General features: G+C 63.2%; 20 protein-coding genes. 19 read left to right on the top strand and 1 reads right to left on the bottom strand.

The features are described 5' to 3' along the window. Positions 1 to 4 precede the first annotated feature (4 nt). The 19 genes from nuoE to UP10_RS18815 all read left to right on the top strand — a co-directional run bounded on the left by nuoE (position 5) and on the right by UP10_RS18815 (position 19,078). Positions 5 to 616: an NADH-quinone oxidoreductase subunit NuoE gene (nuoE, locus tag UP10_RS18910; RefSeq protein WP_044588816.1), complete on the top strand. Its 612-nt coding sequence runs from the start codon at positions 5 to 7 to the stop codon at positions 614 to 616. Beyond that, the gene (locus UP10_RS18905; RefSeq protein WP_044588815.1) at positions 616 to 828 is read left to right on the top strand and encodes a hypothetical protein; all 213 of its coding nucleotides are present in this window, start codon (positions 616 to 618) and stop codon (positions 826 to 828) included. Before nuoE ends, UP10_RS18905 begins: the two co-directional genes overlap by 1 nt. A 19-nt stretch (positions 829 to 847) precedes the next feature. Beyond that, complete coding sequence (gene nuoF / locus UP10_RS18900; protein ID WP_044588814.1) at positions 848 to 2,173, top strand: NADH-quinone oxidoreductase subunit NuoF; 1,326 nt, start codon at positions 848 to 850, stop codon at positions 2,171 to 2,173. Between the two features lie 8 nt (positions 2,174 to 2,181). Beyond that, the gene (locus UP10_RS18895; RefSeq protein ID WP_156180147.1) at positions 2,182 to 2,670 is read left to right on the top strand and encodes a hypothetical protein; all 489 of its coding nucleotides are present in this window, start codon (positions 2,182 to 2,184) and stop codon (positions 2,668 to 2,670) included. Positions 2,671 to 2,677: 7 nt separating this feature from the next. Next, positions 2,678 to 4,753 (top strand): NADH-quinone oxidoreductase subunit NuoG, encoded by a 2,076-nt coding sequence (gene nuoG / locus UP10_RS18890; protein WP_044588812.1) that lies wholly within the window; start codon positions 2,678 to 2,680, stop codon positions 4,751 to 4,753. Between the two features lie 10 nt (positions 4,754 to 4,763). Further along, positions 4,764 to 5,834 (top strand): NADH-quinone oxidoreductase subunit NuoH, encoded by a 1,071-nt coding sequence (gene nuoH / locus UP10_RS18885; RefSeq protein ID WP_044588811.1) that lies wholly within the window; start codon positions 4,764 to 4,766, stop codon positions 5,832 to 5,834. A 7-nt stretch (positions 5,835 to 5,841) separates the two neighbouring features. After that, complete coding sequence (gene nuoI / locus UP10_RS18880) at positions 5,842 to 6,336, top strand: NADH-quinone oxidoreductase subunit NuoI (RefSeq protein ID WP_044542400.1); 495 nt, start codon at positions 5,842 to 5,844, stop codon at positions 6,334 to 6,336. Between the two features lie 137 nt (positions 6,337 to 6,473). Continuing rightward, complete coding sequence (locus tag UP10_RS18875) at positions 6,474 to 7,112, top strand: NADH-quinone oxidoreductase subunit J (protein WP_044588810.1); 639 nt, start codon at positions 6,474 to 6,476, stop codon at positions 7,110 to 7,112. Continuing rightward, entirely contained in the window at positions 7,109 to 7,417 is a 309-nt protein-coding gene (nuoK, locus tag UP10_RS18870) for an NADH-quinone oxidoreductase subunit NuoK (RefSeq protein WP_027537255.1), read from the top strand. The genes UP10_RS18875 and nuoK overlap by 4 nt, the downstream gene beginning before the upstream one ends. An 8-nt stretch (positions 7,418 to 7,425) precedes the next feature. Beyond that, positions 7,426 to 9,495: an NADH-quinone oxidoreductase subunit L gene (nuoL, locus tag UP10_RS18865; protein ID WP_044588809.1), complete on the top strand. Its 2,070-nt coding sequence runs from the start codon at positions 7,426 to 7,428 to the stop codon at positions 9,493 to 9,495. Next, positions 9,495 to 11,006 carry an NADH-quinone oxidoreductase subunit M gene (locus UP10_RS18860; RefSeq protein ID WP_044588808.1) on the top strand — a complete coding sequence of 504 codons (1,512 nt, stop codon included), beginning with the start codon at positions 9,495 to 9,497 and terminating at the stop codon, positions 11,004 to 11,006. Before nuoL ends, UP10_RS18860 begins: the two co-directional genes overlap by 1 nt. 11 nt (positions 11,007 to 11,017) lie before the next feature. Then, the gene (gene nuoN, locus UP10_RS18855) at positions 11,018 to 12,454 is read left to right on the top strand and encodes an NADH-quinone oxidoreductase subunit NuoN (protein ID WP_044588807.1); all 1,437 of its coding nucleotides are present in this window, start codon (positions 11,018 to 11,020) and stop codon (positions 12,452 to 12,454) included. Next, entirely contained in the window at positions 12,455 to 13,261 is an 807-nt protein-coding gene (locus UP10_RS18850) for a biotin--[acetyl-CoA-carboxylase] ligase (RefSeq protein ID WP_044588806.1), read from the top strand. Beyond that, positions 13,261 to 14,931, top strand: coding sequence for a ribonuclease J (locus UP10_RS18845; RefSeq protein ID WP_044588805.1), 1,671 nt, complete (start codon positions 13,261 to 13,263; stop codon positions 14,929 to 14,931). Before UP10_RS18850 ends, UP10_RS18845 begins: the two co-directional genes overlap by 1 nt. A 44-nt stretch (positions 14,932 to 14,975) precedes the next feature. Continuing rightward, on the top strand, positions 14,976 to 15,380 hold the full coding sequence (gene mce / locus UP10_RS18840; RefSeq protein WP_044588804.1) for a methylmalonyl-CoA epimerase: 405 nt from the start codon (positions 14,976 to 14,978) through the stop codon (positions 15,378 to 15,380). A 5-nt stretch (positions 15,381 to 15,385) separates the two neighbouring features. Next, a complete protein-coding gene (locus UP10_RS18835; RefSeq protein ID WP_044588803.1) occupies positions 15,386 to 15,661 on the top strand; it encodes a DUF1467 family protein in 276 nt (91 codons plus the stop codon). Between the two features lie 29 nt (positions 15,662 to 15,690). Continuing rightward, the gene (locus UP10_RS18830; protein ID WP_044588802.1) at positions 15,691 to 16,032 is read left to right on the top strand and encodes a hypothetical protein; all 342 of its coding nucleotides are present in this window, start codon (positions 15,691 to 15,693) and stop codon (positions 16,030 to 16,032) included. Positions 16,033 to 16,071: 39 nt separating this feature from the next. After that, positions 16,072 to 17,382: an S-methyl-5-thioribose kinase gene (gene mtnK / locus UP10_RS18825; RefSeq protein ID WP_044588801.1), complete on the top strand. Its 1,311-nt coding sequence runs from the start codon at positions 16,072 to 16,074 to the stop codon at positions 17,380 to 17,382. A gap of 496 nt (positions 17,383 to 17,878) precedes the next feature. Then, positions 17,879 to 19,078: a tyrosine-type recombinase/integrase gene (locus tag UP10_RS18815; RefSeq protein ID WP_245321785.1), complete on the top strand. Its 1,200-nt coding sequence runs from the start codon at positions 17,879 to 17,881 to the stop codon at positions 19,076 to 19,078. Positions 19,079 to 20,301: 1,223 nt separating this feature from the next. Here the strand turns inward: UP10_RS18815 and UP10_RS44430 are convergent. Further along, positions 20,302 to 20,583, bottom strand: a complete 282-nt coding sequence (locus UP10_RS44430; RefSeq protein ID WP_197086842.1) for a hypothetical protein — start codon at positions 20,581 to 20,583, stop codon at positions 20,302 to 20,304. Positions 20,584 to 20,747 lie beyond the last annotated feature (164 nt).

The following is a 20,747-nucleotide window of genomic DNA, read 5'->3' as shown; positions in this document are numbered from 1 at the left end:
AACGATGTCCGTCCGCCGCCTAGCCCCGAAGGAATTGCAGCCCGCGAGCTTCACGTTCACGGACGAGAATCTTGCCTGGGCCAAGAAAGAGATCACGAAATATCCGCCGGGACGTCAGGCCTCGGCCGCGATCGCGATCCTGTGGCGTGTGCAGGAGCAGCATGAGGGCTGGGTGTCGGAAGCGGCGATCCGCGCCGTCGGCGATCTGCTCGATATGCCGCATATCCGCATGCTGGAGATCGCGACCTTCTACACGATGTTCCAGCTCTCGCCGGTCGGCAAGAAGGCGCATGTGCAGGTCTGCGGCACCACGCCGTGCCGGCTGCGCGGCGCCGCCGATCTGATCGAGGTGTGCCAGCACCGCATCCATCACGATCCCTTCGAGTTGTCGAAGGACGGCAATTTCTCCTGGGAAGAGGTCGAGTGCCTCGGCTCCTGCGTGAACGCGCCGATGGTGCTGATCTGGAAGGACACCTATGAGGACCTGACCAAGGAGAGCTTCGGCAAGGTGCTCGATGGCTTCGCCGCCGGCAATCCACCGAAGCCCGGCCCGCAGAATGACCGTCAGTTTTCGGCGCCGCTGGGCGGCCCGACCACGCTGAAGGAAACCACCTGATGCGCGGCTTTCAGCGACAGGCGAGCGGAATGGGGAGGGCGGTGCCGATGAAGAACTGGCGCTACATCGCCCTGCACACTGCGGCCGCGGCCTGCTTCATCTTCCTGCTGCAGCGCTACGGGTTGAACGCCTCGCTGGAGACCAGCCTGTTGTGGGCCATCGTGTTCGGCGGCTGTGCCGCCGGGCTCGCTTACTCCCAAGCCAACCGTTGATGTTCGGAAAGTTTTGAGCATGCTCGCCGACAAGGACCGCATCTTCAAGAACCTCTACGGCCTCCATGATTGGGGCCTCGAGGGCGCGCGCAGCCGCGGTGCCTGGGACGGCACCAAGGGGATCATCGACAAGGGCCGCGACTGGATCATCAATGAGATGAAGGCGTCCGGCCTGCGCGGCCGCGGCGGGGCGGGCTTCCCGACCGGCATGAAATGGTCCTTCATGCCCAAGGAATCCAAGGACGGCCGTCCGAGCTACCTCGTCGTCAATGCGGACGAATCCGAGCCCGGCACGTGCAAGGACCGCGAGATCATGCGGCACGATCCGCATCTGCTCGTCGAGGGCTGCCTGCTCGCGAGCTTCGCGATGAACGCGAATGCCTGCTACATCTATGTCCGCGGTGAGTTCATCCGCGAGCGTGAGCATCTGCAGGCCGCGATCGACCAGGCCTATGACGCGAATCTTGTCGGCAAGGACAACATCAACGGCTGGCCGTTCGACATCTACGTTGCCCACGGCGCCGGCGCCTATATCTGCGGCGAGGAGACCGCGCTGCTCGAGAGCCTTGAGGGCAAGAAGGGCCAGCCGCGGCTGAAGCCGCCATTCCCGGCCAATGTCGGTCTCTATGGCTGCCCGACCACGGTGAACAACGTCGAGTCGATCGCGGTTGCGCCCGACATCCTGCGCCGCGGCGCCTCCTGGTTCGCCAGCATCGGCCGGCCCAACAATGTCGGCACCAAACTGTTCTGCATCTCCGGCCATGTCGAGCGCCCCTGCAACGTCGAAGAGGCGATGGGGATTCCGTTCAAGGAACTGATCGACAAGCATTGCGGCGGCATCCGCGGTGGCTGGGACAATCTAAAGGCGGTGATCCCCGGCGGTTCGTCGGTCCGCATGGTGCCGGCCGAGCAGATCATCGATACGCCGATGGACTTTGACAGCCTGAGCAAGCTGCGCTCCGGCCTCGGTACCGCGGCCGTGATCGTGATGGACAAGTCGACCGATTTGATCCGCGCGATCGCCCGGATATCCTATTTCTACAAGCACGAGAGCTGCGGCCAGTGCACGCCGTGCCGCGAGGGCACCGGGTGGATGTGGCGCGTGCTGACCCGGATGGCCGAGGGCCGCGCCCACAAGCGCGAGATCGACATGCTGCTGGAAGTCACCAAACAGATCGAAGGGCACACGATCTGCGCGCTTGGTGACGCGGCGGCCTGGCCGATCCAGGGCCTGATCGCGCATTTCCGTCACGAGATCGAAGAGCGCATCGACCAGTATTCGCACAAGGCCGATCTCGACGATCAGGGCGTTCGTGATCCCGTGCACATGGTGGCTGCGGAGTAATGGTAGCGATGTCGCAACAGGCCGCATGGTGGCAGAAATACGGGACGCTTGCGCAGATGGCGCAGGCGACCGTTGCGCTGCTAGGCTTTGTTGCAATCCTGCTGCAGATCAACGAAATCCGCACCGCCAACCGCGCCTCCAGCGCGCGCACGGTGTTTCTGGGCTACACCGACCTCGCGTTCAAGAATCCGAAATTCGCCTATCCGGACTACGATGCGATCAAGACCGGTAGCCGCGACGATCGAACCCAGTATGAGAGTTTTGTCTCGTACTTCCTTTATGCCTGCGAGGAGACCATTGCCGCGTTTGCCGACAAGCGCGAATGGCAGGCGTCGTGTGACTACGACCTGAGGCCCCATTTGCCGTTCCTTTGCGAGAAGAGCCGGGCGCAGCCCGCCTATCTCGCGACCTACGGCGCCGACACCCAGCAATGGGTGAAGACATCACTGCAAACCGCCAGCGTCGCACCACCCGACTGCAAGCTCGGAAAGACCTGAGACAGACATGACCAAGATCATCATCGATGGCAAAGAGATCGATGTGCCGCCGGACTACACGCTGCTGCAGGCGTGTGAGGCGGCCGGCGCCGAGATACCGCGCTTCTGCTATCACGAGCGGCTGTCGATCGCCGGCAATTGCCGGATGTGCCTCGTCGAGGTGAAGGGCGGCCCGAAGCCGGTCGCAAGCTGCGCCTGGGGCGTGCGTGACTGCCGTCCGGGCCCGAAGGGCGAGCCGCCGGAAATCTCGACCCGTTCGCCGATGGTGAAGAAGGCGCGCGAAGGCGTGATGGAGTTCCTGCTGATCAACCATCCGCTGGACTGCCCGATCTGCGATCAGGGCGGCGAGTGCGATCTGCAGGACCAGGCGATGGGCTACGGCGTCGACACCAGCCGCTTCGCCGAGAACAAGCGCGCGGTCGAGGACAAATATCTCGGCGCGCTGGTCAAGACCTCGATGAACCGCTGCATCCAGTGCACGCGCTGCGTCCGCTTCTCCGCCGAAGTCTGCGGGGCGCCCGAGATGGGCGCGACCGGCCGCGGCGAGGACATGGAGATCACCACCTATCTCGAATCGGCGCTGAGCTCGGAGCTGCAGGGCAACCTAGTCGACATCTGCCCGGTCGGCGCGCTGACCTCGAAACCCTACGCGTTCGCGGCGCGGCCATGGGAGCTCGGCAAGACGCAGTCGGTCGACGTCATGGACGGCGTCGGCTCGGCGATCCGGGTCGATACCCGCGGTCGTGAGGTGATGCGGATCCTGCCGCGCATCAATGAGGCCGTGAACGAGGAGTGGATCTCCGACAAGACCCGTCACGTCGTCGACGGCCTGCGCACGCAGCGGCTCGACCGCCCCTACATCAGAGAGAACGGCCAGCTCAGGCCGGCGTCGTGGCAGGAAGCCTTCGCGGCTGTTGCAGCCAAGGTCGGCCGTGGTGACGGCAAGCGGATCGGCGCCATTGCCGGCGATCTTGCTGCCGTCGAGGAAATGTTCGCGCTGAAGGAGCTGCTGGCGAAGTTCGGCTCGGCCAACCTCGCAGTGCAGGGCGGCGACGCGTTCGATGCCAAGGCCGGCCGCGGCTCCTACATCTTCAACCCGACCATTGCCGGGATCGACCAGGCGGATGCAGTCCTGATCATCGGTTCGCACCCGCGCAAGGAGGCCGCCGTGCTGAACGCGCGAATTCGTAAGCGCTGGCGCGCCGCCAACATCAAGGTCGGCCTGATCGGCACCAAGGCCGATTTCACCTATCCCCACGATTATCTCGGCGCAGGTACCGACACGCTCGCCGATCTCGTCGCCGGCAAACATTCCTTTGCCGACGTGCTGAAGAACGCCAAGAACCCGATCATCCTGGTCGGCGCCGGCGCCTATACAAGGCATGACGGCGCCGCGGTGCTGGCGCAGGCCGCGAAGCTCGCCATCGATGTCGGCGCGCTGAAGGACGGCTGGAACGGCTTTGCGGTGCTGCAGGACACGGCGTCGCGCGCCGGCGCGCTCGATATCGGCTTCTCGCCTTCGGCCGGCAGCCTGACCACGGCGCAGATGACGACCTTCGGCACGCTCGACGTGCTGTTCCTGCTCGGCGCCGACGAGATCAAGGCGCCGGACGGCACCTTCGTCGTCTATATCGGCACCCATGGCGACCGTGGCGCGCATCGCGCCGACGTCATCCTGCCGGGCGCGGCCTATACCGAGAAGGCCGGCATCTACGTCAACACCGAGGGCCGGGCGCAGCTGGCCAATCGCGCTGCGTTCCCGCCGGGCGAGGCCCGTGAGGACTGGGCGATCATCCGGGCGCTGTCGGATGTGGTCGGCAAGAAGCTGCCGTTCGATTCCATGCCGGCGCTGCGCCAGGCGATGTTCAAGACCACTCCGCATCTAATGCGACTCGACCAGATCGAAGCGGGCGCAGCCTCCGACGTCCAGGCGCTGGCGGCCAAGGGCGGCAGCGTCGACAAGGCGGCGTTCAAGCCGACCGTCGAGGATTTCTACCTGACCAACCCGATCGCGCGGGCCTCTGCCGTGATGGCGGAATGTTCGCGGCTGGCGTCGGGCCGAATGCTGACGGCGGCGGAGTGAGCGTGACCTGATGACCGAATTCTTCGCAAGCGCGTTCTGGACCGGCTTCCTCTGGCCGCTGATCATCATGGTCGCGGAAAGCCTGCTGCTGCTGGTCGTGCTGCTGATCGCCATCGCCTACATCCTGCTCGCCGACCGCAAGATCTGGGCGGCGGTGCAGATCCGCCGCGGCCCCAACGTCGTCGGCCCGTTCGGCCTGCTGCAATCCTTCGCCGACCTGCTGAAGTTCGTGCTCAAGGAGCCGGTTATTCCCGCCGGCTCCAACAAGGGCGTGTTCCTGCTGGCACCATTGGTCTCCTGCGTCCTCGCGCTCGCCGCCTGGGCGGTGATCCCGATGAATCTCGGTTGGGTGATCTCCGACATCAATGTTGGCGTGCTCTACATCTTCGCGATCTCGTCGCTGTCGATCTACGGCGTCATCATGGCCGGCTGGTCGTCGAACTCGAAATATCCGTTCCTGGCCGCGCTGCGCTCGGCGGCGCAGATGGTGTCCTACGAGGTCTCGATCGGCTTCGTGATCATCACCGTGCTGCTCTGCGTTGGTTCACTGAACCTGTCGGCGGTGGTGGAGGCGCAGAACACCCGCGGGCTCGCCAGCCTGATCGGCCTGCCACAGCTGACCATCCTGAACTGGTATGTCTGGCCGCTGTTCCCGATGTTCGTGGTGTTCTACGTCTCCGCGCTGGCCGAAACCAACCGTCCGCCGTTCGATCTCGTGGAAGCCGAATCCGAGCTGGTTGCGGGCTTCATGACCGAATATGGCTCGACGCCGTATCTGCTGTTCATGCTCGGCGAGTATGTTGCGATCACCACGATGTGCGCGCTGGCGACGATCATGTTCCTCGGCGGCTGGCTGCCGCCGGTGAACCTGCCGCCGTTCAACTGGATCCCGGGGATCATCTGGTTCGCGCTGAAAGTGTTCTTCATGTTCTTCATGTTCGCGATGGCGAAGGCGATCGTGCCGCGCTACCGCTACGATCAATTGATGCGGCTCGGCTGGAAGGTGTTCCTGCCGCTGTCGCTGGCAATGGTGGTGATCGTGGCCGGTGTGCTGCAGTTCACCGGCATCGCGCCAAAGTGAGGCCGTCATGAGTGTCAACATCAACGCAACAGCCCGCTCGCTTCTGCTGTCGGAATTCGTATCGGCGTTCATCCTCGCCATGCGCTATTTCTTTAAGCCGAAGCCGACGCTGAACTATCCCTTCGAGAAGGGCCCGATCTCGCCGCGGTTCCGCGGCGAGCACGCGCTGCGCCGCTATCCCAATGGGGAAGAGCGCTGCATCGCCTGCAAGCTGTGCGAGGCGATCTGCCCGGCGCAGGCGATCACGATCGAGGCCGGCCCGCGCCGCAACGACGGCACCCGCCGCACGGTGCGTTACGACATTGACATGGTGAAGTGCATCTATTGCGGCCTGTGCCAGGAGGCCTGCCCGGTGGATGCCATCGTCGAGGGACCGAATTTCGAATTCGCGACCGAGACCCGCGAGGAACTGTTCTATGACAAGGCGAAACTGCTCGCCAATGGCGACCGCTGGGAGCGCGACATTGCAAAGTCGATCGAACTCGACGCGCCGTACCGGTGAGGTGAGGGCATGATCGTTCCCAGCCACATTCCGTCATTCCGGGGCACGCGCAGCGTGAACCCGGAATCTCGCGCCGTAACCTCTAGATTCCGGGTTCGCGGACTGCGTCCGCGCCCCGGAATGACGGGGAAAAACCGATGATTGTTCCGGCGCTGTTCTTCTATCTGTTTGCTGCCGCCTGCGTGGCGTCGGCGGTCATGGTGATTGTCTCGCGTAATCCCGTGCACTCGGTGCTGTACCTGATCCTGGCGTTCGTCAACGCCTCGGGCCTGTTCGTGCTGATGGGCGCGGAATTCCTCGGCATGATGCTGATCGTGGTCTATGTCGGCGCGGTCGCCGTCCTGTTCCTGTTCGTGATCATGATGCTCGACGTCGACTTCGTCGAGCTGCGCGAAGGCTTCATCCAGTATTTGCCGGTCGGCATCGTGATCGGCGGCATCTTCATGTTCGAGCTGCTGCTCGTGGTCGGCGCCTGGGTGATCAACCCGTCGGTGACCAAGTCGATCACGGCTGCGATCCCGACCAATGTCAGCAACACCGAGGCGCTCGGCCTCGTGCTCTACACCAAGTACATTCACTACTTCCAGCTCGCCGGCATGGTGCTGCTGGTTGCCATGATCGGCGCCATCGTGCTGACGCTGCGTCACAAGGTGAACGTCAAGCGGCAGAACATCAACGTGCAGAACGCGCGCACGCCCGAGATCGCGATGGCATTGCGCAAGGTGGCGTCGGGGCAGGGACTGCAGGATGCCGATGCGGCGGAGTGGGTGAAATGACGATCGGGCTCGGGCACTATCTTGCGGTCGGCGCGATCCTGTTCACGCTCGGGATCCTCGGCATATTCCTCAACCGCAAGAACATCATCGTCATTCTGATGTCGATCGAGCTGATCCTGCTCTCGGTCAACATCAATCTGGTGGCGTTCTCGACCTTCCTCGGCGACATCGTCGGCCAGGTGTTTGCGCTGCTGGTGCTGACGGTGGCGGCGGCCGAGGCCGCGATCGGTCTTGCCGTGCTGGTCGTGTATTTCCGCAACCGCGGTTCGATCGCGGTTGAAGACGTCAATCTGATGAAGGGCTAGGCGCAGCTATGGTTCAGGCAATCGTATTCCTGCCGCTGCTCGGCGCCATCCTTGCGGGGATCATCTCGCTGGTCGGTGCGCATGCGCGCAACCCGAGCGGCGACACCGTCGAGCATCACGATGACGCGCATGGCGACGCCCATGCGTCCGCGGCTCATGACGATCATGGTGACGACCACGGCCACGACGACCACCATGTCTCCGAGCCGCCGGCTTCCGGCTCCCGGCTGGCCGAGCTGATCACCACCGGCCTGCTGTTCGTGTCGGCCGCGCTGTCGTGGATCACGCTGGTCGATGTCGGCTTCATGCACAATGACGCCCGCGTCGTGCTGCTGCCCTGGATCAATTCGGGCGATCTGCAAGTGGCCTGGACGCTGCGGGTCGACACGCTGACCGCGGTCATGCTGGTCGTGGTCAACACGGTGTCCGCGCTCGTCCATCTCTATTCCATCGGCTACATGGATGAGGATCCGAACCGGCCGCGCTTCTTCGGCTATCTCAGCCTGTTCACCTTCGCGATGCTGATGCTGGTGACGTCTGACAACCTCGTGCAGATGTTCTTCGGCTGGGAGGGCGTCGGTCTGGCAAGCTACCTCCTGATCGGATTCTGGTACCAGAAGCCGTCGGCGAATGCGGCGGCGATCAAGGCCTTCGTGGTCAACCGCGTCGGCGATTTCGGCTTCGCGCTCGGCATCTTCTCGATCTTCGCGCTGGTCGGCTCGACCGATTTCGACACCATCTTCCACGCCGCGCCGGGCTTGACCGGCAAGACCATCGACTTCTTTGGCTGGCATCCCGACGCGCTGACCTTGACCTGCCTCTTGCTGTTCATGGGCGCGATGGGCAAGTCGGCGCAGTTCCTGCTGCACACCTGGTTGCCGGACGCGATGGAAGGCCCGACGCCGGTGTCGGCGCTGATCCACGCCGCGACCATGGTCACCGCCGGCGTCTTCATGGTGGCGCGGCTGTCGCCGCTGTTCGAGCTGTCGCCGACCGCGCAGGCGGTGGTGATGTTCTTCGGCGCGACCACGGCGTTCTTCGCCGCCACGATCGGCCTGGTGCAGAACGACATCAAGCGCATCGTCGCCTACTCGACCTGTTCGCAGCTCGGCTACATGTTCGTGGCGATGGGAGCGGGGGCCTATTCGGTCGGCATGTTCCATCTGTTCACGCACGCCTTCTTCAAGGCGCTGTTGTTTTTGGGTTCCGGTTCGGTGATCTACGCGATGCATCACGAGCAGGACATCCGCAACATGGGCGGCTTGTGGCGCAAGATCCCGTACACCTTCACGGTGATGTGCATCGGCACGCTGGCGCTGACCGGCTTCCCGCTGTTCGCCGGCTACTTCTCCAAGGACGCGATCATCGAGGCGGCCTATGCCTCGCACAACCCGTTCGGGGTCTATGCCTATCTGCTGACGATCGCGGCCGCCGGCCTGACCTCGTTCTATTCCTGGCGCCTGATCTTCAAGACCTTCTTCGGCGAGCCGCACGACCAGAAGCACTACGATGCGGCGCATGAGAGCCCGATATGGATGCTGGTCCCGATCGGCGTGCTCGCCGCGGGCTCGATCCTGGCCGGCCTGCCGTTCAAGGAGCTGTTCGCTAGCCCGCATGGTGTCGAGGAGTTCTTCCGCGAGTCCGTCAAGATGAACCCGCATATCCTCGAGGACATGGAGAATATGCCGAGCTGGCTCGCGCCGCTGCCCACCGTCATGATGCTGCTCGGCCTGTTCGTCTCCTACATGTTCTACATCCGCAGGCCGTATTTGCCGGTCGAGCTCGCGAACCAGCAGCCGATGCTGTACCAGTTCCTGCTCAACAAATGGTACTTCGACGAGCTGTACGATTTCATCTTCGTGCGCCCGGCCAAGTGGCTCGGCTACCAGCTCTGGAAGAAGGGCGACGGCTTCGTGATCGACGGCTTCGGCCCCGACGGCGTCTCGGCCCGCGTGCTCGACATCACCCGCAACGTCGTCAAGCTGCAGACCGGCTACCTCTATCACTACGCGTTCGCGATGCTGATCGGGGCTGCCGGATTGATCACCTGGTTCATGTTCGGCTTGGGAGGCCAGTAATGACAACCTGGCCCATCCTTTCGGTCCTCACGTTCCTGCCGGCCCTCGGCGCGGCTCTCGTTTACCTGCTGGCAAGGGGCGGCGACGAGGCGGCCAACCGCACGGCGCGCTGGATCTCGCTGTGGACGACGCTGATCACCTTCGTGGTCTCGCTGATCGTGGTTGCGCGCTTCGATCCGGCGCAGGCCGACTTCCAGTTCGTCGAGAAGGCGAACTGGCTCGCCACCGGCATCACCTACCACATGGGCGTCGACGGCATTTCGCTGCCGCTGATCATCCTGACGACAGCGATCATGCCGTTCTGCATCGTCGCGAGCTGGAAGGCGATCACGACCCGCGTCAGCGAATACATGATGGCGTTCCTGATCCTGGAAACGCTGATGATCGGCACCTTCTCGGCGCTCGACCTCGTGTTGTTCTATCTGTTCTTCGAGGGCGGCCTGATCCCGATGTTCCTGATCATCGGCGTCTGGGGCGGTCCGCGCCGGGTCTACGCGTCCTTCAAGTTCTTCCTCTACACCTTCCTCGGCTCGGTCCTGATGCTGCTCGCCATCATGGCGCTGTACTGGACCGCCGGGACGACCGACATCCCGACGCTGATGCACACCGCGGTGCCGCGGTCGTTGCAGACCTGGGCGTGGCTGGCCTTCTTCGCTTCGTTCGCGGTGAAGATGCCGATGTGGCCGGTGCACACCTGGTTGCCGGACGCGCACGTCGAAGCGCCGACCGCGGGCTCGGTGATCCTGGCCGCGATCCTGCTGAAGATGGGCGGCTACGGCTTCCTGCGCTTCTCGCTGCCGATGTTCCCGCTGGCCTCGCACGACTTCGCGCCGTTCGTGTTCGCGCTCTCGGTTATCGCCATCATCTACACCTCGCTGGTGGCGCTGATGCAGGAGGACATGAAGAAGTTGATCGCGTACTCTTCGGTCGCGCATATGGGCTTCGTCACCATGGGCATCTTCGCGGTGACGACGCAGGGCGTCGCCGGCGGTATGTTCCAGATGATCTCGCACGGCATCGTCTCCGGCGCGCTGTTCCTCTGCGTCGGCATCGTCTACGACCGCATGCACACCCGCGAAATCGCCGCCTATGGCGGGCTGGTGAACCGGATGCCGCTCTATGCGCTGGTGTTCATGGTCTTCACCATGGCCAATGTCGGTCTGCCCGGCACCAGCGGATTCGTCGGCGAATTCATGACGCTGCTCGGCACCTTCAAGGTGTCGCTGCCGACGGTGTTCTTCGCCACCACGGGCGTGATCCTGTCGGCGTGCTATGCGCTGTGGCTCTACCGCAAGGTGGTGTTCGGTGCGCTGGTCAAGCCGTCGCTGATGTCGATGAAGGATCTCACCTTCCGCGAAGGCCTGACGCTATTCCCGCTGGTTGCCCTGACCATCCTGTTCGGCGTCTATCCGAAGCCGGTGCTCGACATGTCGGCGGCCTCGGTCCAGCAGCTCGTCAATAATTACAATACTGCCGTGACTGCCGTGAAGGCAGCCGCGCTGGTCCAATAAGGCCTTAGCCCATGAGCTTTTCCAGTGCAGGTTATCAGTTGCAGCCGGTGCTGCCGGAGCTGGTGCTCGCGGTCGGCGCCATGGTGCTGTTGATGATCGGAGCCTATCGCGGGCAGGGGACGGCGCGGCTCGTCACCACGCTTGCGGTGCTGCTGCTGGTCGTGACCGGCGTGCTGGAGCTGACGCTGCCGGCCGGCAAGCTCGTCACCTTCGGCGGCAGCTTCATCGTCGACGATTTCGCCCGTTTCCTGAAGCTCCTCGCTTTGATCGGCTCGGGCGTGACCCTGATCCTGGCGACCGAGTTCCTGTCCAATCCGTCGCAGCGGATCTTCGAATTTTCGATCCTGGTGCTGCTGTCGACGCTCGGTATGCTGGTGCTGATCTCGGCCGGCGACCTGATCACACTCTATCTCGGTCTCGAGCTGATGAGCCTCGCGCTCTATGTCGTCGCCGCGAGCGCGCGCGACAACGCCAAGTCCAGCGAGGCCGGCCTGAAGTATTTCGTGCTCGGCGCGCTGTCGTCGGGCATGCTGCTCTATGGCGCATCGCTGATCTACGGCTTCACCGGCACGGTCAACTTCGCCGGCATCGCCGCGGCTGCGACGTCGGGCAGCATCGGCATCGTCTTCGGCCTGGTTTTCCTGCTCGCCGGCCTCTGCTTCAAGGTCTCGGCGGTGCCGTTCCACATGTGGACGCCCGACGTCTATGAGGGCGCTCCGACCCCGGTGACGGCGTTCTTTGCCTCAGCGCCAAAGGTCGCGGCGCTTGCCGTGTTCACCCGGGTGACGCTGACCGCGTTCCCGGGGATCGTCACCCAGTGGCAGCAGATTCTGGTGTTCGTGGCGATCGCCTCGATGGCGCTGGGCTCGTTCGCCGCGATCGGCCAGACCAACATCAAGCGCCTGATGGCCTATTCGTCGATCGGCCACATGGGTTTTGCCCTGGTCGGCCTTGCCGCCGGCACGGTCGAGGGCGCGCAGGGTGTGCTGGTCTATATCGCGATCTATGTCGCGATGACGCTCGGCACCTTCTCGATCATCCTCGCCATGAAGCGCAACGGCCATGCAGTCGAGCAGATCAGCGATTTCGCCGGTCTGTCCCGCACCAATCCGCTGCTCGCCTTTGTCTTCGCGATGTTCCTATTCTCGCTCGCCGGCGTGCCGCCGCTCGCCGGATTCTTCGGCAAATGGTACGTCTTCGTCGCGGCGATCAAGGCCAACCTGTTCACGCTCGCCGTCATCGGCGTGCTGACCAGCGTGGTCGGCGCGTTCTACTATCTGTCGATCGTCAAGGTGATGTATTTCGATCAGCCGCTTGCCAAGCTCGATCCGATGCGCCTCGAGCTGCGCACCGTGCTGGCGGTTGCGGGCATCTTCAACATCTTCTTCTTCGCCTATCCGGGGCCGCTGGTCAGCATGGCCTCGGCGGCGGCGAAGTCACTATTCTAGATGGTATTTACTCTCGGATCCCGAGCCACAACGGCGGGCTACAAGCTCGCAGCCTTCGACCAGATCGGCTCGACCAATGCCGAGGCAATGCTGCGTGCGCGCGAGGGCGAGCGCGGGCCGATGTGGTTCGTGACGCCGGAGCAAACCGCGGGACGAGGCCGGCGGCAGCGGGCGTGGATGGCGCCGCGCGGCAATCTCGCCAGCAGCGTTCTTGAGGTGATGGACGTTCAGCCCGCGGTGGCGGCAACGCTCGGCTTTGCGGCCGGGCTGTCGCTGGAGGCCGCGTTGCAGAGGGTTAGTATCGAGGCCGCACTGCGGCTTGGGCCGGGCAGCCCGAAATATATGTTGAAGTGGCCAAACGATGTGCTGGCCGACGGCAAGAAGCTCTCGGGCATCCTGCTCGAGGCCGAGACGATCGGCGACCGGCTGGCCGTGGTCGTCGGCATCGGCACCAATGTCGTCGCCGCGCCCGAGGGGACGCCGACGCCGGCCGTGTCGCTGGCGGCGCTCGGCGTCCAGATCGGGGCGGAGGAGCTGTTTGGGGCGCTGTCGAACGCCTGGGTCGAATTCCGTGGTATCTGGGACAATGGCCGCGGCTTCGCGGACATCCGTCGTCTCTGGCTGGAGCGCGCCGCGGGCCTCGGCGACAAGGTCGCGATCCTGACCGGCAATGCGGCGCTGGAAGGCACGTTCGACACGATTGACGACACTGGCTGCCTGATCGTCCGCACCGCGGACGGCCGGCGGATGCCGGTGACGGCCGGCGAGGTCTATTTCGGCAGCGCAGCCTCGATGAGGACGACCTGATGGCGCGACCCGACGAATTGACCTTTGCGCCGCTCGGCGGCGTCGGCGAGATCGGCATGAACCTGTCGATCTACGGCCTTGGTAACCGCAACCAGCGGTCCTGGCTCGCGGTCGATCTCGGCGTCTCCTTTGGTGACGAGGAGCATCTGCCGGGCATCGACCTTATCATGCCGGATATCCGCTTCCTCGAGAAGGAGCGCAACAATCTGATGGGCCTGGTGCTAACGCACGCCCATGAGGATCACTTCGGCGCCATCATCGACCTCTGGCCGAAGCTGCGGTGCAAGATCTACGCGACCAAGTTCAGCGCGGCGCTGTTCGAGGCCAAATGCGCCTCCGAGCGCAATCCGCCGAAAATCCCTGTCACTGTGATCCCGTCCGGCGGCCGGGTCGATATCGGACCGTTCAACGTCGAGTTCATCCCGGTCGCGCATTCGATTCCGGAATCGCACGCGCTGGCGATCAGGACCGAGGTCGGCACGGTGCTGCACACCGGCGACTGGAAGATCGACCCGACCCCGATCATCGGCGTGCCGACCGACGAGCGGCGCTTACGCGAAATCGGCGACGAAGGCGTGCTGGCGCTGGTCGGCGATTCCACCAATGCGGTGCGCGACGGACGTTCGCCGTCGGAGACCGAGGTTGCCGCCACCATCAAGAAGCTGGTCGGCGCGGCCAAGGGCCGGGTCGCCGTCACCACCTTCGCCTCAAACGTCGCCCGCATGAGGGCGGTGGCGGATGCCGCCAACGCCGTCGGTCGCGAGGTGGTCGTGGTCGGCCGCGCCATGGAGCGCATGGTGCTGGTGGCCCGCGAGTGCGGCTATCTCGACGCCTCGCATAAGTTCCGCAGCACCGATCACTACGGGCATTTTCCCGCCGACAAGGTGCTGGCGCTTTGCACCGGCAGCCAGGGCGAGCCGCGCGCGGCGCTGGCCCGGATCGCCAATGACGACCATCCGCAGGTCACGCTCAACAAGGGCGATACCGTGATCTTCTCTTCGCGCACCATTCCCGGCAACGAGAAGGCGGTCGGCGGCATCATCAACGGGCTGGTGATGCAAGGCATCGAGATCATCACCGACCGCGATCACCTCGTGCATGTCTCCGGCCATCCGCGCCGCGACGAATTGCGCGACATGATCTCCTGGGTGCGGCCGCAGCTCCTGATCCCCGTGCATGGCGAGGCGCTGCATCTTGCCGAGCACGCCAAGCTTGCGCGCGCCGCCGGTGTGCCGAAGGTGCTGGTTTGCCGCAATGGCGATCTGGTCAAGCTCGGCCCCGGCGATCCCGGCATCATCGGCGAAGTGCCCTCCGGGCGGCTCTACAAGGATGGAACCATCCTGGAGGACTCCAAGTCGCGCGCCGTGGTGGAGCGGCGGCGGATGGGCTTTGCCGGCGTTGCCTTCATCGCCTTCGCCGTGACCGACAAGGGCGAGCTTGTTGACGATCCCGAGGTTGATCTCGTCGGCATGCCGGAGAAGAATAGCGAAGGCGAGCCGCTCGACGACATCGTGTTCGATGCTGTCGTGTCGACGATTGAGGGCCTGCCGAAGGCGCGGCGGCGCGATCCGGACGCGATGGCGGAATCGGTGCGTCGCACGGTGCGGTCGGTGCTGAACGAGCAATGGGGCAAGAAGCCGATCTGCCTCGTGCACGTTCTGACGGTCTGACGCGGGCTCAAAAAAGCTCGCGCAACGACACAAGGGAGAGAAGCATGATGGGCCGGCTCAATCATGTCGCGATTGCGGTCAAGGACGCCAGGAAGGCCGCGAAGATTTACGGCTCCGCGTTCAATGCCGAGATTTCCGACGCCGTGCCGCTGCCGGAACACGGCGTCGTCACCGTGTTCGTGACGCTGCCCAACACCAAGATCGAGTTCATCGAGCCGCTCGGCGAGGCCTCGCCGATCGCGAAGTTCGTCGAACGCAACGCCGACGGCGGCATCCACCATATCTGCTACGATGTCCCCGATATCATCGCCACCCGCGATCGGCTGATCGCCGACGGCGCGCGGGTGCTCGGCGACGGCCAGCCGAAGATCGGCGCCCACGGCAAGCCGGTGTTGTTCTTCCATCCCAAGGATTTTTCGGGCGCCTTGGTCGAGATCGAGCAGGCCTGAACCGCATGGTTTACCTGATCTCCACCGGGCTTGCGATCTACTTCGTGCTGTGGTGGCTCGTGCTGTTCCTGACGCTGCCGTTCGGCGTGCGCAGCCAGCATGAAGACGGCGTCGGAGCGCCCGGCACCGATCCCGGCGCGCCGATCCTGGCGCGGATGGGACCCAAGCTGATCTGGACCACGCTGATCTCGGCCGTGATCTTTGCGGTCGGGATGTGGGCCTATTACGCCGGCTATCTCTCGGTCGAACGTTTGTCGAAACTGATGGGGATGCCGTTTTAGAATCGACTTTAAGTATTCGGAGGAGATGAATGAATTTCCAGCGGATCGCGATCGTTCTCTTCGTGCTGCTTGCCGCCGGCCTGGCCGGATCGTTCTATTTCTCCTGGAAGACGCTGACGCGGCTGCGCACCGTGCAGGCCTTTGTCGAGAGCTCCGTCTTTGCCGACGCAGTCGCTGCCTGCGAGCGGGCGCCGAGCAGCACGCCGTTCAAATGGAGTGGCAATACCGCCGTGATCGGACTCAGCTCGGTCAAGCTCGACAAGAACATTGTCAGCGCGAGTTACACGCTGGTCGCCGACAGCGTTTATTGCGACTATGATCCGGTCGGGAAGCGGGCCTATATCGGCTCGAATTTCCTGGAACGGGAGTGAGGATCAACCTCGTCCCGTGAGTGTGGGGAGACGAAAAAGATGAACCTGCAGGCGCAACCAAGCTCCTCCGGGCAGGGCCAGTATCGAATCCTGCGGGAAGCCGATCTTCGCGATTATCTGGCGGGACTACCTCCCGTCGCCGCGCAACTCGGCGGCGTACCAGCTGGCTGGTCGATCAGCGAGGTCGGTGACGGCAACCTCAATCTCGTCTTTATCGTCAAGGGGACCAGCGGCGGCATCGCCGTCAAGCAGGCGCTGCCCTATGTGCGGCTGGTCGGCGAGAGCTGGCCGCTGCCGCTGTCGCGCGCCCATTACGAGCATCTGGCGCTGGTGCATCATGCACGCCTGACGCCGAAGCTGGTGCCGGCGATCCTGCATCATGATAACCCGCTCGCGCTGACCGCGATGGAGTTGCTCGAGCCGCACATCATCATGCGCAAGGGACTGATCGGCGGTATCGCTTATCCGCGCTTCGTCGAGGATATCTCGACCTTCATGGCGCAGACGCTGTTCTTCTCGTCCGATCTGGCGCTGTCGGCCGCCGAGAAGAAGGAGGGGATCGCCGATTTCGCCGGCAACCACGCGCTCTGCAAGATCACCGAGGATTTGATCTTCACCGACCCCTATCGCGTCGCCGAACAGAACCGATGGACCGCGCCCTGGCTCGACACGATTGCGGCCGCCTTCCGCGAGGACCTCGACCTGCATGTCGCGATCTCAAGGCTGAAGCTGAAATTCATGGCAAGCCCGGAGGCGCTGATCCATGGCGATTTGCATACCGGCTCGATCATGGTCACCGTAACAGAAACCAAGGTGATCGACCCCGAATTCGCGTTCTACGGCCCCATGGGGTTCGATATCGGCGCCGTCATCGGCAATCTCATCATGGCCTATCTGGCCTCCGCAGGGCACGAGCGCTCGCCCGGCGATCGTGCCGCGTTCGAGGCCTGGCTGCTGGAGACGATCGAGGGCGTTTGGACTGAGTTTTCCCGGAAATTCCTCGCGCTGTGGCGCAGCGAGGGGAAGGGCGACGCCTATCCAGTCTCGCTGTTCACGGGCGAGGCGGGCGCCGCGCGGCTGGAGACGGAGCGGCAGGCCTATATGGCGCGGCTGTTCCAGGACACGGTCGGGTTTGCCGCGGCAAAAACCATCCGGCGCATTCTCGGCCTCGCGCATAATCTCGATTTCGAGGCGATCGCCGACGAGAAGCAGCGCGCGATCTGCGAGGCGCGGAGTCTGAGGCTCGTGCGCACCATGATGCTCGACACGCCGTCATTCACGACCATCGGCGTGGTGACAAGAGCGGCGCGCGAGGTGCGCGATTGGCAGCCTGATTTCGCAAATCCATAGGATGGGTAGAGCGCAGCGAAACCCATCATTCTTCCCACGGCGAGATCGATGGGCTCTACTCATCCTGTGATTTATTCGCTTTTTCCGAAGTTACTCTTGACGTGCACCCCAACTCACCGGTTTAATGCCGCCGTCTCACCCGATTGAGGGGCGCTCGCGATCGTCACGGACGTTGCGGTGAGATGCGGTGGCCGCTGAATGCGCAACTGACGAGAGCGCGTGAGGCGGACGGTGAAGTCGTGTGGACTATATTTTGGTCTTCGGTGAAATACGCCGAAGCCAAGAAAACCCTTCAAAACAAGGATTTCTGCGCTAGCCTGATGCATGGTATTTCTGCGGGTTTCGCCATTTCCAGGGCCCGGCCCAAGGCCCGGTCCTAAACCCATTAGGACAGAAACCATGAGCGATATCACCACCGAGCCCGCCACCCAAGCGCATGCGCAATGGCAGCGTGATCCTCACCGATCGGCATTGCGAGAAGCGGGGCGATAGGCGGGTGAAGGTTTATGACCTCAAATGCCCGGGCCTTTACGTCAGCGTCATCCCGTCCGGCGTGGCAACCTTCAATTTCAAGTTCACCGACCGGACCACGGGCAAGCAGCGCACCAAATGGCTCGGCCTCTATAACCCCGAGTTCACGGTCGAGAATGCCCGCACCGCCGTCTATGCCCTGAAAAACCGGATCGGCAACGGCGAGAACGTTGCCGAGACGCTGCGCCAGCATAAGGCCCAGCGGGCAAGACAGGGCAAGACCGTCGACGAGATCATCGAGGAGCGGATCGAATGGATGAAAACGCCCGTTCGCAAGGCGGACGGCGAACTGCGCCCCCGGATCGAAAGCTGGGAAAATGTCGCGCGCCATTTGCGGAGCTTCCTCAGCCCCCGGCTGGGCAAGAAGCTCGCCAGCGAAGTCACCAAGCACGACATTGCAACGCTCTCGAACGACATCGTTGCCGGTAGGCACGGCGGGAAGGCCTTCGTGAGCAATGCCCGCCATATGCGCCGTGCCGCCTCTGGCCTATTCAATTGGGCGGCCGAAGCGGGCCGCGACTACGTCACCGCCAGCCCCTGCATTAATCTGCCGAAGCTTGACGAGGAGCATCCGCGCGACCGTGTCCTGACCGAGGACGAGATCAGGACGCTCTGGCACGGTCTCGACCGTGAGGACCCGCCGTGGGACCGCAAGACGCGGCTGGCGATCAAGTTCGCGCTGACGACCATGCTGCGTTCGGGCGAGATGCTGCCGATCCACCGCGACGAACTGAATGCCGAGAACGGCACCGTCGACGTCCCGGCGCGCCGGGTCAAGAAACGGCGCGTGATCAACCAGCCGTTATCTGATCTCGCGCTGGAGATCATCAAGGAGGCGATGGGGAATTACGAATATGCCTTCACGGGCCGGTTCGGAGACGCGCCGCTGTCGCGCCTCGCGATGTCAGGCGCGCTGAGGGGCACGATGATGACGAGGAACGGCAAACGGGTTACCCGCACACCGGGCATCTGCGAACTGCTCGGGCTCGCGCCGTTCACGCCGCACGACCTGCGGCGGACGGCGGCGACGATGTGCGGTGAGCTCGGCCTGTCGGAGGTTGGCATCTCGCTCTGCCTCGACCATCAGGCGAGCAAGGACGAGAACGGCAAGCCGCTCCCTTCGGTCACCCGAAGGTCTACAACCTCGCCACGCGCATCCGGGTAGCGAAGAAGCGCGAGGTCCTCGATGCGTGGGCTATCGAGCTTCGGCCGATCATCGGGGAGGCTGCGGCAACCGGACTGCCTCTAGCCGCTTGACGTTGCCACGCTCGCGAATTCGTCCAAGGTCACTGTACGTCGCTATAGGCCCCCGGTTCTGTCCGTATTCAGGGCAATTGTCCTAATTTGAATCCGGGAGCGTCCTAATTCGCTAACGACCACGTTGGTTTTTTTTGGCATGTGAGCTGTATTGACCAGTAGCTCCGGGAACAAGGCGAGCATGCTGGTTCCATCACCCGCCCGTCCTGGCGTTACCGGTGACTGAGAGTGTTGCGCTCTCGCCAGAGCTAAGGCGAGCATCGATGTCTCAAGCCCAATCGTCGCCGGTCTGCCCGCAGTGCCATGAGACAATGAGGCGTATGCTCGATAAGGAATCGGGCGCGCGCAAGCTACGCTGCATCGATTGCGATCAGCCTGATCCAATGCAAAGCGCAGATGCACAAGCTTGGCTCAACGGCGAACTCGGCTCTGCGAAGTAAGGCCGCCTCAACTGGCCGCCTCTTGGAACACGCCAGAATCAAAAAGGGCCGCATTGGCGCGACCCTACCGGTAAATCTGAAAAAGAGTTCTGATGAAATAAAACTAGCCCCGGCAACAGTTAGATTAAAGTTTTCCACAGCAATGTGGATTCCGGAATATTACCGTCCGTGGTGCTGACCCGTTCTGTGAGGCCCGGCTTCACTTCACGCTGACGAAGCCGAGGTCACTGATCCAGCAGGTGGCCCGACTTGGCGACCCGATGCTTAGCAAGTGGTATTCGTTCCGGCCGAAGAACAAACTGGTAGCCCCATTAGTATTTTATGGACTCATAAAAATTACTGATGTTTCCGGGCTGCCTTTTGGCGAGCGCGGCGCGGCGAAGATCAATCGCGACCTCGGTCCGACCGAGCGCCCTTCCTATCTCCCTTGGATGAATTTCGGCGGCCCCCATCATTAAAAGCCGCGCGTCGTCTCCGGGAGACCATCGCCTGAATCGTTGGCTTGCCAAGGATGCACCTCATCGATTGCGAGAAGCTTCGGGCGTTTCTCCAGTGGGGAACTTCTCGCCCGCACTAGGGCAGACCGGCCCCAGCGCCGGGGCTGGCGAGCACCGGGGCCGTGTGTGGGAATGCTGCTCGCGCCTAAGCAGCATCCATTTCCAGTTGATCACAGATAGCCATGCCCGGCCGGTCAATTTTGACCACCATCCCAATTTGCCAGAGCGAGTTTCCGAACAAGGACAGCACCGCTCGGGCCGAGGCCTAACGGGGTGATCAGTCCGGCTGCTCGGTGCGGATTGGCAACAACCTTGATAATCCAGCGCGTCGGGGTGCTCGACTCAACTTCCATGACCGAATGAACCAATCCCGCGACGAGCGATCCCTTTACGATCAAGGTTGCTTTTTGGCGGCGATGTTGATGATACCGATAGCGCCGCGCGAGTTTTCGATCAGATGTCTCGAACGTGTGCATATAGACCAAGCTGCACCACGCGAAACGGTTCCGCGATGACCCGCTGGGGAATACTATTCGTGAAGCTCCGACAATCAGCGCGCAACATTCGGCGGCTTAATTAACCTCCTTGGTCATCAGCTGGACCTCACCGGAACATCCGGCCGTCAGCGAAGGTTCGATAC

Source organism: Bradyrhizobium sp. LTSPM299 (assembly GCF_000938235.1).
Classification (GTDB): domain Bacteria; phylum Pseudomonadota; class Alphaproteobacteria; order Rhizobiales; family Xanthobacteraceae; genus Bradyrhizobium.
This window is presented reverse-complemented; position numbering and strand designations above follow the sequence as displayed.